Annotated in this window: 9 protein-coding genes and 1 pseudogene; 1 reads left to right on the top strand and 9 read right to left on the bottom strand. The window is 60.8% G+C overall.

From position 1 onward, the window contains the following. Positions 1 to 77: 77 nt before the first annotated feature. Positions 78 to 1,334 (bottom strand): arginine deiminase, encoded by a 1,257-nt coding sequence (gene arcA / locus AACY02_RS04740; RefSeq protein WP_339430962.1) that lies wholly within the window; start codon positions 1,332 to 1,334, stop codon positions 78 to 80. 35 nt (positions 1,335 to 1,369) lie between these two features. Next, on the bottom strand, positions 1,370 to 2,797 hold the full coding sequence (gene arcD / locus AACY02_RS04735; protein ID WP_339430961.1) for an arginine-ornithine antiporter: 1,428 nt from the start codon (positions 2,795 to 2,797) through the stop codon (positions 1,370 to 1,372). Between the two features lie 426 nt (positions 2,798 to 3,223). Between arcD (AACY02_RS04735) and arcD (AACY02_RS04730) the strand changes: the two genes are divergently transcribed. Further along, positions 3,224 to 4,651 carry an arginine-ornithine antiporter gene (gene arcD, locus AACY02_RS04730; RefSeq protein ID WP_339430960.1) on the top strand — a complete coding sequence of 476 codons (1,428 nt, stop codon included), beginning with the start codon at positions 3,224 to 3,226 and terminating at the stop codon, positions 4,649 to 4,651. Between the two features lie 149 nt (positions 4,652 to 4,800). Here arcD (AACY02_RS04730) and AACY02_RS04725 read toward each other — a convergent pair whose 3' ends face one another. From AACY02_RS04725 to AACY02_RS04700, 7 genes and pseudogenes are all read right to left on the bottom strand, one after another. After that, on the bottom strand, positions 4,801 to 6,150 hold the full coding sequence (locus AACY02_RS04725; protein ID WP_339430959.1) for a CoA transferase: 1,350 nt from the start codon (positions 6,148 to 6,150) through the stop codon (positions 4,801 to 4,803). 129 nt (positions 6,151 to 6,279) lie between these two features. Then, on the bottom strand, positions 6,280 to 7,035 hold the full coding sequence (locus tag AACY02_RS25950; RefSeq protein WP_401159821.1) for a methyl-accepting chemotaxis protein: 756 nt from the start codon (positions 7,033 to 7,035) through the stop codon (positions 6,280 to 6,282). 102 nt (positions 7,036 to 7,137) lie between these two features. Beyond that, a pseudogene (locus AACY02_RS25945) lies at positions 7,138 to 8,145 on the bottom strand (PDC sensor domain-containing protein); the annotation flags it as partial. A 460-nt stretch (positions 8,146 to 8,605) separates the two neighbouring features. Further along, positions 8,606 to 9,001, bottom strand: coding sequence for a YbaN family protein (locus AACY02_RS04715; protein ID WP_339430957.1), 396 nt, complete (start codon positions 8,999 to 9,001; stop codon positions 8,606 to 8,608). A gap of 70 nt (positions 9,002 to 9,071) precedes the next feature. Beyond that, a complete protein-coding gene (locus tag AACY02_RS04710) occupies positions 9,072 to 9,668 on the bottom strand; it encodes a biliverdin-producing heme oxygenase (RefSeq protein WP_339430956.1) in 597 nt (198 codons plus the stop codon). Between the two features lie 111 nt (positions 9,669 to 9,779). Next, on the bottom strand, positions 9,780 to 12,365 hold the full coding sequence (locus tag AACY02_RS04705) for a TonB-dependent receptor (RefSeq protein ID WP_339430955.1): 2,586 nt from the start codon (positions 12,363 to 12,365) through the stop codon (positions 9,780 to 9,782). A gap of 122 nt (positions 12,366 to 12,487) precedes the next feature. Continuing rightward, positions 12,488 to 13,453 (bottom strand): FecR family protein, encoded by a 966-nt coding sequence (locus AACY02_RS04700; RefSeq protein WP_339430954.1) that lies wholly within the window; start codon positions 13,451 to 13,453, stop codon positions 12,488 to 12,490. Between the last annotated feature and the right edge of the window lie 35 nt (positions 13,454 to 13,488).

Genomic DNA, 13,488 nt, shown 5'->3' with positions numbered 1-13,488 from the left:
GCAGGCTGTGCGCCTTCGCCTTGTCTTTCCTGCGCTCGCTACGCGTTCACAGCGTCGGGTCGTCATTAGTCAAAAAATTAATAGTCGATCGGGTCGCGGATGATCGGGCAGGTCATGCAGTGGCCGCCGCCACGACCACGGCCCAGTTCCCCGGCACTGATGGTGATGACCTCAACGCCCGCCTTGCGCAGCAGGGTGTTGGTGTAGGTGTTGCGGTCATAGCCGATGACCACGCCCGGCTCCACGGCTACCACGTTGTTGCCGTCATCCCATTGCTCGCGTTCGGCGGCAAAGCTGTTGCCGCCGGTTTCCACCACACGTAGCGCTTTGAGGTTGAGGGCTTTGGCCACGGTGTCGAGGAAGCTCGATTCTTCGCGGCGGATATCGATGCCGCCCTGTTTGCTTTCGTCAGGTCGCAGAGTGAACGCCACGATCTGGTTGACCACTTCCGGGAATATCGTCACCAGGTCGCGGTCGCAGAAGCTGAACACGGTGTCCAGGTGCATCGCTGCGCGGGACTTCGGCAGGCCGGCCACGATGACTTTCTCCACGGCTTTGTTCTTGAACAGGTTCAGCGCCAGTTGGCCGATGGCCTGGCGAGAAGAACGCTCGCCCATGCCGATCAGAACGACACCGTTGCCGATCGGCATGACGTCGCCGCCTTCAAGGGTCGCGCTGCCGTGATCCTTGTCCGGGTTGCCGTACCAGATTTCGAAATCGGCGTTGGTGAATTGCGGGTGGAATTTGTAGATGGCGGTGGCCAGCAGGGTTTCCTGACGACGCGCCGGCCAGTACATCGGGTTCAGCGTCACGCCACCGTAGATCCAGCATGTGGTGTCGCGGGTGAACTGGGTGTTGGGCAGCGGCGGCAGAATGAAGCTGGAGTGGCCGAGGAAGTCGCGGAACATCTGAATGGTCTTGCCACCGAAGCTGTCCGGCAGGTCATCAGCGGAGACGCCGCCGATCAGGTATTGGGCAATGTGCCGTGGTTCGAGGCTGTGCAGCCAGGACTTCACTTCGCTGATCAGGCCCAGGCCCACCGAATCGGCGGTGACCTTGCGGTCGAGAATCCAGTCCAGTGCCTCAGGGATGGCGACGATATCGGTCAGCAGGTTGTGCATTTCCAGCACGTCGATCTCGCGTTCACGCATCTTGGTGACGAAGTCGAAGTGGTCGCGTTTGGCCTGGGCGACCCACAGCACGTCGTCGAACAGCAGTTCATCGCAGTTGTTCGGGGTCAGCCGCTGATGGGCCAGACCTGGGGAGCAAACCATGACTTTGCGCAGTTTGCCGGCTTCGGAATGGACGCCGTACTTAACTTTTTCCGTGGTCATTTCAGTGATCCTCCAGATAACAAATCAATCAGGTGCTACAGAGTCAGGAAGCCGTCATACAGGCCGTAGGCTGCCACCAGGGCACCGACGACCACCGAGGCGAAAATCAGCTTCTCGACGTTCGTGAAAACAACTTGTTTGAGTTCCAGTTTGGCCTTGGCGAACAGGATCGCGCCGGGGGCGTAGAGCAGGGCCGAGAGCAGCAGGTACTTGATCCCGCCGGCATACAGCAGCCAGACCGCATAGATCACGGCGATCGCGCCGATGATCAGATCCTTGCGCCGTTCAGCGGCGAAGCCTTGGTAGGTTTCGCCGCGCACCGCCAGCAGCAGGGCATACGCCGCCGACCACAGGTAGGGCACCAGAATCATCGACGTGGCGAGGTAGATCAGCGACAGGTAAGTGCTGGCCGAGAACAGGGTGATGATCAGGAAAACCTGCACCATCGCGTTGGTCAGCCACAAGGCGTTGACCGGGACGTGGTTGGCGTTCTCCTTGCGCAGGAACGCCGGCATGGTGTGGTCTTTGGCGGCGGCGAACATGATCTCTGCGCACAGCAGCACCCACGACAGCAGCGCCCCCAGCAGCGAGATGATCAGACCGACGCTGATCAGCACTGCACCCCAGTGACCGACCACATGTTCAAGCACGGCGGCCATCGACGGGTTCTGCAGTTTGGCCAGTTCCGGCTGAGTCATGATGCCCAGCGACAGCACGTTCACCAGCACCAGAAACAGCAGCACGGTGATGAAGCCGATCACGGTGGCCTTACCGACGTCGGAACGTTTTTCCGCCCGCGCCGAGAAGATGCTCGCGCCTTCGATGCCGATGAACACCCACACGGTGACCAGCATCATGTTGCGCACCTGGTTCATCACGCTGCCCAGATCAGGGTTTTTCACGCCCCAAATGTCAGCAGTGAAGATGTCCAGTTTGAACGCGAAGACGGCGATCAATACAAACAGCAGCAGTGGCACCACCTTGGCGACGGTGGTCACCAGGTTGATGAACGCCGCTTCCTTGATCCCGCGCAGCACCAGAAAGTGCACCGCCCACAGCAGCACGGACGCGCCGATCACCGCGGCGACGGTATTGCCCTCGCCAAACACCGGAAAAAAGTAACCGAGCGTGCTGAACAGCAAAACAAAGTAGCCGACGTTACCCAGCCAAGCGCTGATCCAGTAACCCCAGGCCGACGAGAACCCCATGTAATCGCCGAATCCGGCCTTGGCGTAGGCGTACACGCCGCCGTCCAGGTCAGGCTTGCGATTGGCGAGGGTTTGGAAAACAAAAGCGAGGGTGAGCATGCCGACAGCGGTAATGGCCCAACCGATCAGCACCGCACCGACGTCGGCACTGGCGGCCATGTTTTGTGGCAAAGAGAATATCCCGCCACCGATCATTGATCCGACTACCAAGGCAACCAATGCGCCTAATCGTAGTTTTCCGGGAGTTTCAGACATTGCATGACTCCATTGCAGGAGAGAAGAGATCACAGCGTAGTTCTGTTATCTGTTCAAACTGCTGACGTGGATCAGTTGAAGGTCACATTTCATTGTTAATGAATGACTTATGAAATGACTGATGGCATAAAGCTTTCGCCGGAAAGTCCCGTTCCAGAGGCTTTCGATCAATATGATTGAGAATTGTCCTTGTTTCTTTGGAGCTATGACGCTAGTTCTTTTTCAGGGTTTGGCAAATTTCAGCATCTGTTTTCAGTACAGAATCGAATAATCCGGATCAGCGCGTAGAAAGTGCACGGCCGTTTTCTATAAAAGGCGCTAATCGGTGTTATTCAATAAACGTAATTGCGCTTTACCCGTTTAGTTAAATAGCGACTATGTGATGAGTGAGCGGCCACCGTCGATCCGGGAAAAAGGAAGATTGAAATGTCGCAACCGACGCAAAAGCTGCAACTGGGGGCGTTGATCGCCCTGGTGGTGGGTTCGATGATTGGTGGGGGAATTTTTTCCCTGCCGCAGAACATGGCGGCGCACGCCGATGCCGGGGCGATTCTGATCGGCTGGGGGATCACCGCGATCGGCATGTTGACCCTGGCGTTCGTGTTCCAGACCCTGGCCAATCGCAAGCCCGAACTGGACTCAGGCGTTTATGCCTATGCCAAGGCCGGATTTGGCGACTACATGGGGTTTTCCTCGGCGTGGGGTTACTGGATCAGCGCGTGGCTGGGCAACGTCGGTTATTTCGTTCTGCTGTTCAGCACCCTCGGCTACTTCTTTCCGGTGTTCGGCCAGGGCAACACGCCCATCGCTATCGGCTGCGCGTCGGTGCTGCTGTGGGGCGTGCATTTTCTGGTGCTGCGCGGGATCAAGGAGGCGACGTTCATCAATCAGGTGACCACGGTGGCCAAGATTGTGCCGCTGATCCTGTTCATCGTCATCGCCGCCCTGGCGTTCAAGGCTGACATCTTCACCCGTGATATCTGGGGCCACAGCAATCCGAGTTTCGGCGGGGTGATGGATCAGGTACGCAACATGATGCTGGTGACGGTGTTCGTGTTCATCGGCATCGAGGGCGCCAGCGTGTACTCGGCGCGGGCGCAGAAACGCAGCGACGTTGGCCGTGCCACGGTGATCGGTTTCATCGGTGTGCTGGCGCTGCTGGTGCTGGTCAACGTGTTGTCGCTGGGGATCATGAGCCAGCCGGAACTGGCGACCCTGCAGAACCCGTCACTGGCGGCGGTGCTGGAACACATCGTCGGGCCGTGGGGCGCGTTGCTGATCAGCATTGGCCTGGCGGTCTCGTTGCTGGGCGCATTGCTGTCGTGGGCGTTGCTCTGTGCCGAAATTCTTTTCGCCACGGCCCGGGACAAGACCATGCCGGCGTTCCTGAAAAAGGAAAACGCCAACCATGTACCGGTCAATGCGTTGTGGCTGACCAACGTGATGATCCAGATTTTCCTGTTGATCACGCTGTTTTCGGCCGGCACCTACACCCGTCTGATTTATCTGGCGTCGTCGATGATTCTGGTGCCGTACCTGTGGTCGGCCGCCTACGCCGTGCTGTTGAGCGGACGCGGCGAAACCTACGAACACGCCTCGGCCGAGCGCACCAAGGACCTGCTGATCGGTGGCATCGCCCTGTGTTATGCGGTGTGGTTGTTGTACGCCGGCGGGGTGAAATATCTGCTGCTGTCGGCGCTGTTGTATGCGCCGGGGGTGATCCTGTTTGCCAAGGCCAAGCATGAACAGGGCGAGCCGCTGTTCACCCCTGTCGAGAAGGGGATTTTCACCTGCGTGATCATTGGCGCGGGGCTGGCGGCTTACGGTTTGTACAGCGGGGTGCTGTCGTTGTGAGGCTGACGAGCCGCACAGATTGACCCTGAATCGCAGGTGTCGGTGCGGCCGTCTTCTCGAGCAAGCCCGCACACACACTCAATCGCGTTCCGTCAGAAGAAACTCGGTCAAATGTGGGCGCGGGCTTGCTCGCGAAGGGGCCCGAAAGTTCATCGCCACTGCGCTTGATGCGAACCCAGTTCGGTGGCCGGCAACGCCCACTGCAGCGGTGTGCCGCTGATCTTCACCGGCACTTGCACGCGATGCGCCGGCCCCCACGGGGTCTGTTCCACGAGCAGGCCCTTATCCTGATCATCTTCGGCGCGTAGCGCTTCATCGGTGCCCCGTCCATGCTCGATCAACAGCTTCGCCGTACGCGCCAGCGACAACCGTGCCGATCCTGCGCGACCACTGCGCAACCGTTCGCTGAGCAAGGTGATCGTACTCGCCGCCATCAGATAACCGGTCGCGTGATCCAGCGCCTGCACCGGTAAAGGCGTCGGTTTGTCTGCGTGCTGCCAGCGCTGTCCCGCCTCGGCGATGCCGCTGCTCATTTGCACCAGGCTGTCAAAGCCGCGGCGGTTGTGCCACGGGCCGCTCCAGCCATAGGCATTGAGGCCGACGTCGATCAGCCCCGGCGCCAGTTGCCGCCGCCGCTCAACGCCAAACCCAAGGTTCTCCAACGCATCGGCGCGGTAGCCGTGCAGCAGAATGTCGGCGTCCTGCAATAACGTCTCGAACACCGCGCGATCCGCCGGCACCTGCAAATCCAGGCGGGCGCAGCGCTTGCCGAGCGTCACCTCCGGCACAACCCCGGGTTCGTTCCAGGTCGGTGGATCAATACGCAGCACGTCGGCGCCGAGACCGGCGAGGAACCGGCTGGCGGTCGGGCCGGCGAGTACGCGGGTCAGGTCCAGAACCTTGATCCCGGCCAACGGTTGCGCCACCGAGCCCTGCCAGGTTTTGCCGCATGGGTGCTGATCGCAGATGAAATGGACGAGCGGCTCGGCATTCACCGCCAACCCTTGCGGATGCTGTTGCCACTGCGCCCAGTTGCGCATCTGCGCGGCACAGCCCTTGGCGTCAACGACTGCTTGCTCCAGATCCTGGCTGTTCCATTGCGCGACTTTTGCGGCCATCGCTGCACGATCGGCACAGATACCCAGCACGCTCTCAGCGGCAGCACGATGATGCGGGGCGTTGGTGTGCAGGCGAATCCAGCCGTCCCGGGTGGCATAGTCACCGGCGATGGGGTCCCACAGCGGCGGCACTTGCCAGCCAATCGGGCGCAGCGAGGTGGCGAACCAGAACGAGGCTAACCGGCGGTCGACTTCAACGGCCGGCAAACGGCCCGTCTGTTGATTGAGCAATTGGCTGATGGCCTGCCCGGCAACGGCAATGCTGGCGCAGGCCAGGTCGGTCACGGCGAACGCCGAGGGCAGGGCGCCACTGGCGGTGAAGGCAATCGGCGTGTGCGGCAGGCCGAGTGCGGCTTGAATGGACGTGAGTAAATCAGTCATCGAAGGCCCTCCGGAGCGAGAGGGCGATGATAGTGCAAAACGTTGTCTGGTCAGATGAAAGTGCTGACGGATGAACGCTGACCCTGTGGGAGCGGGCAAGCCCGTTCCCACAGGTGGCCGTGGCGATGTTCAGACGCGGAACTGATCCATCAACTTCATCTGCTGGCTGGCCAGGGCATTGAGCTGGCTGCTGATTGCCGCCGATTCAGTGGCTTGCTCGGTCAAGGTTTCAGTCACCGTACGGATCGCCGAAACGTTGCGATTGACCTCTTCGGCCACGGCGCTTTGCTGTTCGGCGGCGCTGGCGATTTGCAGGTTCATGTCGCTGATCACGGTCACCGCATCGCTGATCTTGCCCAGCGCATCCACAGCCTGACGAATCTGCCCGGCGTTGTTGTGCGCCTGGGTCTGGCTTGAATGCATGGTCGCGACCACGCCACGGGTGCCGGTCTGGATGCGTTCGATGACCACGCGAATTTCTTCCACCGAGTCCTGGGTACGTTTGGCCAGGTTGCGCACCTCGTCTGCCACCACCGCAAAGCCGCGACCGCTCTCACCGGCGCGGGCCGCTTCGATGGCCGCGTTAAGGGCCAGCAGGTTGGTCTGTTCGGCGATGCTGCGGATCACTTCCAGCACCGAGCCGATCTGCTCGCTGTTGACCGCCAGCTCCTCGACTTCGGTCACCGCTTTGCTGACTTCGTCGGCCAGTTGGCTGATATCGCGGGTGCTGCGTTCGATGATCGACATACCGTCCTTCGCCGACTGGTCGGCTCCTTTCGCCGCATTGGCCGCGTTCGAGGCACTGTTGGCAACATCGTGGGCGGTGGCGCTCATTTCGTTGGACGCGGTGGCGACCTGGTCGATTTCGCGGAACTGCACCTGCATGCCTTCACTGGTCTGGCGGGCAATTTCCGAGGACTGATCAGCGGTGCCACGGGCTTCGGTGATGCTCTGCTTGATCTGAGCGATGGTCGGTTGCAGTTTGTCGAGGAAACGGTTGAACCAGTTCACCAGCTCGCCCAGTTCATCCTTCTTGGTGTAGTCCAGACGTTGAGTCAGATCGCCTTCGCCGCTGGCAATGTTTTTCAGCATCTGGGCGACGCTGTTGATAGGGCGGGTGACGCCCGAAGCGGTGAGCCAGATCAGCAGCAGGCCGACCACGCCGGCCACAACGGCCACCAACAGCGCCGTGATCATGCCGGTTGTGTGCGCCTCATCCAGCACTGCTTGCAGCTTGACCGCGTCGGCCAGCAACACTTGTTTGGGCAGATCAATGACCACGCCCCAGGCCCGGGAGTTGCCGATCGGATCGACCGGATACACCGCACGGATCAGGTCGCCCTGTTCGAGAATCTTCGGTGTGCCGCTGCCGATCAGTTGCAGCACGTCTTTGCCATCGGCACCGAGGGTGTCGATGATCGTCTTGCCGACCTTGGTGGCGTCGGCACTGTCGGCCCCCAGCACACCGCTGCCCGAGACAATCAGTATGTGCCCGGCGTTGTTGAACAAGTCACGCTGGGAGTCCACTGCGGCGGCCTGCAGGGCGTTGAGGGCGATGTCGACACCGACCACGCCGATGGCTTTGCCGTCGACGATTAAGGGCACGGAAATGGTCGTCATGAGCATTTCCTTGCCGCCGACAGTGTCGGCATACGGGTCGAGCAGGCAGGTACGCTTGTTGTCGCGAGGGCAGGTGTACCAACTGTTGTACGGCGTACCGCTGACACTCAGCGTGGTTTTGGTCATGTCTTCTTCGACCATGACCGTGTTCAGCGCCGAGCCGGCGGCGCGGCTCCAGTAACTGGCAAACCGTCCGGCTTCGTTGGATTGACGGGCGGCGTCATTGGCGAACTCGCCGTCCTTGCCGTCCAGCGCGTTGGGTTCGAATGCCAGCCAGATGCCGAGCACTTTGTCGTTGCGCTCGAAGGCCGTTTTCAGGCTCTGGTTCAACTCTTCACGCAGCGCGCCAGCCTCCAGCGAACGCTTGGCGGCCATCACGCGCATGTCCTTGATCTGGTCGGCAAGCGCCGTGATCACGGTCAGGCTTTCGCCGAAGGTTTTCTGCACACGCACCGCTTGCTCGGCGGCTTTGGCTTGCAGCAGGTTCTCCACGCTGGCGGTGAGCATCTTGCTGCTGGAGTGGCTGAGCAGTTTGTCGTTCTGGTTGGTCTGGTAAATGTTCATGCCGACGATCAGCGCGACCACACCGAGCAGGCACAAACCAGAGAGCAGGACGATTTTCAGGCGAATGGAAAGAGAGTCGAACATGGGCGTTCTCGCGAATGAATGAGCGGTTGGCCACGGCGGGAGTGACCCTGATCGCCAAATCCATTCAGCGCCTTTCAATGCACATCGGCGCGAGGCGGGGGCGCATGAGGGCAGTGTCGACGAACGGTCATCGTTAAACGTTTGCGCAGGAGAATGTGCCGAAAAAAGGCTTGATTACAGGGAAGTTTCAGCGTGGTGACGGGGTGGTTTCCGGTCGCGACCAGATCCACAGGTTGCCCAGGCTCATCCCGGCAATGGCCAGATAGACCGGCCAGCCGTGATCGAGCAGCACCAGCATCAACGTCGCACACAGCAGCATGCTGATCGTGGCGCTGACCTTGGCCTTGCGCGCAATGATCTTGCCGTTGCGCCAATTGCTCAGGATCGGTCCGAACAGCCGATGGTTCTCCAGCCAGGCGCTCAGGCGCGGCGAACTGCGGGTCGCCGCCCAGGCCGCGAGCAGGATGAACTCGGTGGTCGGCAGGCCGGGCACGACGATGGCGATCAGGCCGATGCCGAGGCTGACATAGGCCAAGAGGCCGAACAGCAGGCGGGCGAGTTTGGAGGAGGCGGGTGGCGGCATGGGCTCAGCGCGTGGTTTATGAAGCTGGATCGGGATCTTACAGGCTTATGCAACTCCCAGAGGGGAAGTGTCAGGCCATTTCTGCTTCAGTCGCATAAGCCCGTTCCAGCAGCACGGTGAAGCGGTTAAAGGCGTCGATTGCGCCTTGCTCCACGTCGGCCTCTTGCTCTGCGGTGAACACCAATGAGTCGAGGGTTTTGACGAAACGCTTCCAGCCTTCGGCGCGTCCACCTTGCGGTTCACCCAAGTGACGGGCACCAAAGGTTTCGCTCAATTGCAGCGCCTCGGCGCGTTTGATCAAAAACGCCGCGCCGAGTTTGGAACCTTCGCAGACGAAGAGCCAGCCCAGGGCGCGGGCCTTGCTCGGATTTTTCAGCGCGCCGGCCACTGGGGCCGGCACGTCGGTGTGCAGATCCGCCAGGTCAGCCTTGGCCGCTTCGGCGCGGCACCGAGCCGGCAAGTCAGCCATGATCGCGGTCAGTTCGGCATCGTTGTACAGCTCAACCAGTTCCGACTGGAACAGGTACTGCGCAATGACAAAACGGGCGAAGTTGGCGCGGGTTTCGAACGGTGCGTGGGCTTTGACCAGCGCGTCGAGCTTGGTGTGCGGTGCGTGAGTGATCTGGTTCAGGCGTTGCGAACGCAGGGCTTTTCCCGAAGGGGTCATGAGTTGTCCTTGATAGAAGAGGCGCTTGATAACGAGACGAACGGGCCAGCGCTGGCGCGTAAAAAAAAATCACGGCGCGGTGCGTGTACACGCGCCGTGAGGTCGGCCGGGTCAGATGTCCCAGATCAGATTGATCGCGAAGTTGCGGCCCGGTTGGGTCAGTCGATCAAGGTTGGCCGGTTGCGTTACCGAGGCTTCGCCGACGCTGTCGTAACCGCGCACGTCATCCCACAGCCAGTATTTCTTGTCGGTCAGGTTGTAAATGCCGCCGCTGACGGTGACGTCGTTGGTGACTTTGTAGAACCCGGTCAGATCCAGAATGCCGAAGCCCGGCGATTTGAACTGGCTGCTGACGCCATCCGGCGATTTGAAGTTGCTGTCGTCGACACGATCCTTTTTCTTCACCACGGTCCAGCTCAGCAGGCCGCCGTAGTGGTCCTGGTCGTAACCCAGGCCGAACACGCCGGTCAGCGGGTTGACGCTGTTGAGCGGTTCGCCGTTGTCGTTGTTGCGACCATAGGCATAGGCAATCGAGCCTTGGGTGTACAGGCCTTGTGGGGCGCCAAACGAGTCCAGGTTCAGACGGCCTTTGACTTCCGCCCCCTTGATGGTCGCGTGCTTGATGTTGTTGCTCTGGAAGGTCAACGCGTCGTCGCCCGGCTTGACCGCGTCTTCATTAATGAAGTCGCGGTACTTGTTGTAGAACACCGCCACGTCGAACGAGCCGGATTCGAAATTGCCGCGCAGACCGGTTTCATAGCTTTTGCTTTTTTCCGGCTCAAGGCCCGGATTCGGCGCCACGGTGTAACCGGTGGTGTTGTTCTCGAAGCGACCGTACAGCGCTTTCGCGGTGGGTGTGCGCAAGCCCTCGGCGTACTGACCGTACCAGGTGTAGTGCTCGTTAAAGGCGTAGGTCAGGCCGAATTTGGGCGAGACCTTATGCCAGGTCTTGTTCTTGTCGCTGACCGTCCCCTGGCGATCGGCGTTTACGGTATTGAGGAATTGCTCGGTGATGTGCGGCTTGAGCTCGGTGTAGTCGTAGCGCAGGCCCGGCAGGAAGGTCCAGTCGTTCCAGCTGATCTGATCCTGAGCAAACACGCTGTAGGTGTTGATGGTCGGGTCCGGGAAGTCGCTGGCCTTCTTCAGTACGTCAGCGGCACTGGTCGCGCCGATTGCGCTGCAGCCACGCCCCACGGCCAGGCACTTGCCGTCGCCGCTGCGTGAGCCGGTGACTTTCTGTTGCTTGAGGGTGGTGCCGTAGGTCAGGACGTGATCGGTCTCACCGAGGGCGAAAGCCTTGTCCAGTTGCGCATCGAACACCCACTGCTTTTCCTCGTAGATCGTGTCGCGAGTACGCAGCACTTTGCGGGTCATCGGGTAGTAATACTCTTCGGTGCGCTGGTCAGTCTTGGCGATCTGGTGGTTCAGGCTCCACTTCACGTTGTCGACCAGCAGGCTGTCGAGGGCGAAGCTGTGTTCGATGCCGAAACGCTCGCGAGTGATCGTGTCGTTGCCGGTGCGCCACTGGTACATGCCGCCGGGCAGCAGGCTGTCGGGGATGGTCGGGGCGCCATTGAAGTACGGGCCGCCGTAGGCGCTTTTCTGATCGGTGTCGCGGTCGTCCTTGTACTTTTCGTAGGTCAGGCCCAAGCGCGAATCTTCGTTGTAGTTCCAGCCGATCTTGGCCAGTACGTTGCTCGCCTTGACGTCTTCCGGGTTGGCGGCGGTGCGCTCAAGGCCTGTGCCGTGGTTGCTGCCGTAGGCATCGGTTTGATGGCCGTCCCGCTGGCTGTAATGCAGCAAACCGTCGAACTGATCGGCGCGGCCGGCGACGGTGGCGGACTTCAGCCAGCTCTCATCGGCCGAGCTGTAACCGGTTTTAAGGCGGGCGCCGACGTCTTTGCCAGGCTTGATGATGTCGTCCGCATCGAGGGTGTAATAGCTGACCGCGCCGCCGATGGCGTTGCTGCCGTACAGCACCGAAGCCGGGCCACGGAGGATCTCGACGCGTTTGACGATTTCCGGGTCGACGTAGTTGCGTTGGGTCTTGGCGTACGGGCCGTTGAAGAACCCGTCCGGTACTTCGACACCGTCAACCTGAGTCAGGATGCGGTCGCCATCGATGCCGCGGATGTTGTAACCGCTGATGCCGCCTCGCTGGCCGGCGCCGCCGACGGAGACGCCCGGCTCATAGCGCACCAGATCCTTGAGGGTGTTGACGTTGTTGTGATCCAGTTCTTCACGGGTGTGCACACTGACGGTGGCCGGCACGCTCTTGACCGATTGTTCCTGACGGGTGGCGCTGATGGTCACTTGATCCAGATTCAGTGCGCCGCTGGTACGGCGCATCTCCAGCACGACGTTGTTTTTGCTCAATGTGCGAACGCTCAGGTTGGTCCCCACCAACAGGCGCTCCAGGGCTTTTTCCGGTGACAGCGAGCCACGCACGCCCGGCGACGACACGCCCTGAGCCAATTCTGCCGGCAGGCCGACTTGCCAACCCGTGACGGCGGTGAAGGCATTCAGTGCCGACACCAGCGGTTGCTGGCCAATCGAGAACGAGTAATCACCCATGTTGCGTGTCGGTTGCTCGGTGGCAGCCATGAGCGGTGCGGTGCCGGCCATGAGGATGGCAGCGGTCAGCAGCGACAACACGCGGGAAGGGGAAGCAGTCTGGCGGGTAAGGCGAGAGGACATCGATAGCGCTCCGTGTCGCACGAATCTTTATAGGTGCTGATTGGCGTCCGAAGATGCGAATCAATTGCATTGGCTATAACGAGACGAACGCGCTTTGGCTATCGAGTAAAAATAATTCTCATTTAGTTCAGGATCACCAGCGCCGGGAATTCCTGCAGGCGCGCCGAGGTGATGTGAGCGAGGGAACGCACCACGTCCAGTGGCTGGTCGAGGCGGTAATTGCCAGTCACGGCGACATCAGCCAACTGCTCGTTGGTGTTGATGATCCAGCCCGGATAGTAGCGGCGCAGTTCGGCCAGCACCTGATTCAGCGGACAGTTCTCGAACACCAGTCGGCCTTGCACCCAGGCCAGATCGGTCGATGCATCAAGTTTGGCCGGGCGGTCGAATCCGTTGGGGCCGATGCGAATACTTTCACCGGCAGACAAACGCACCCGGGCATCGTTATGCGTAGCGCGCAAATCGACATCGCCGCGTTGCACGTTGACCTGCGCTACGCCGTCCAGGTAACGCACGGCGAAGGCGGTGTCATGCACGCTGGCCTTGACCGGGCCTGCGTCGATTTCCAGCGGTTGCTTGCGGCTGCCGGCAACCTCGAAAAACGCCTCGCCCTGGAACAACCGCGCGACGCGCTGTTGATCGTTGATGGTGCTGGAGAATGCCGAATTGGTGTTGAGCAGGACTTTCGAGCCGTCCTCCAGTTGCAGACGCTGACGCTCGCCGACCACGGTCAGGTGATCGGCCTGGATGCGCAGGGGCACATTGCTGAAACTGAACAGACCGAGCAGCAATACCGCAGCGGTGGCCAGTGGTTTCCAGTGTGGACGCAGACGGCTGAGGACGCTGACTTTCGCAGGCGCCGCCGCCAGGGTTTGCGCGCACTGAGCGATCTGCGGGCCATCCCAGATCGCCTGGGCTTTGGCGAACGCCTCGGCATTCAACGGATCGGCCGCCAGCCAGGCATGAAATTGCCGGGTCTGTTCCTCGTCCGGGCTGCCGAGCACGATGAGCCAGTCCAGTGCCTGGTCCATTGCGTTTGCAGCGTCCCGCGCCGATTCCGGCGAAGGCGAGCGGTGGGTGTCCGTCACGGTGTTTCCTCGGCAGTGTCTGCGCACGGCTGTTT

This window comes from Pseudomonas sp. EA_65y_Pfl2_P78 (assembly GCF_963970495.1).
In the GTDB taxonomy this organism is placed as follows: domain Bacteria; phylum Pseudomonadota; class Gammaproteobacteria; order Pseudomonadales; family Pseudomonadaceae; genus Aquipseudomonas; species Aquipseudomonas baetica_A.
This window is presented reverse-complemented; position numbering and strand designations above follow the sequence as displayed.

What these genes read in the sequence shown, in the direction of transcription:
- arcA (WP_339430962.1), bottom strand. Translation starts at nt 1,334, where the DNA reads ATGACCACGGAAAAAGTTAAGTACGGCGTCCATTCCGAAGCCGGCAAA.
- arcD (WP_339430961.1), bottom strand. Translation starts at nt 2,797, where the DNA reads ATGTCTGAAACTCCCGGAAAACTACGATTAGGCGCATTGGTTGCCTTG.
- arcD (WP_339430960.1), top strand. Translation starts at nt 3,224, where the DNA reads ATGTCGCAACCGACGCAAAAGCTGCAACTGGGGGCGTTGATCGCCCTG.
- AACY02_RS04725 (WP_339430959.1), bottom strand. Translation starts at nt 6,150, where the DNA reads ATGACTGATTTACTCACGTCCATTCAAGCCGCACTCGGCCTGCCGCAC.
- AACY02_RS25950 (WP_401159821.1), bottom strand. Translation starts at nt 7,035, where the DNA reads ATGCAGGTGCAGTTCCGCGAAATCGACCAGGTCGCCACCGCGTCCAAC.
- AACY02_RS04715 (WP_339430957.1), bottom strand. Translation starts at nt 9,001, where the DNA reads ATGCCGCCACCCGCCTCCTCCAAACTCGCCCGCCTGCTGTTCGGCCTC.
- AACY02_RS04710 (WP_339430956.1), bottom strand. Translation starts at nt 9,668, where the DNA reads ATGACCCCTTCGGGAAAAGCCCTGCGTTCGCAACGCCTGAACCAGATC.
- AACY02_RS04705 (WP_339430955.1), bottom strand. Translation starts at nt 12,365, where the DNA reads ATGTCCTCTCGCCTTACCCGCCAGACTGCTTCCCCTTCCCGCGTGTTG.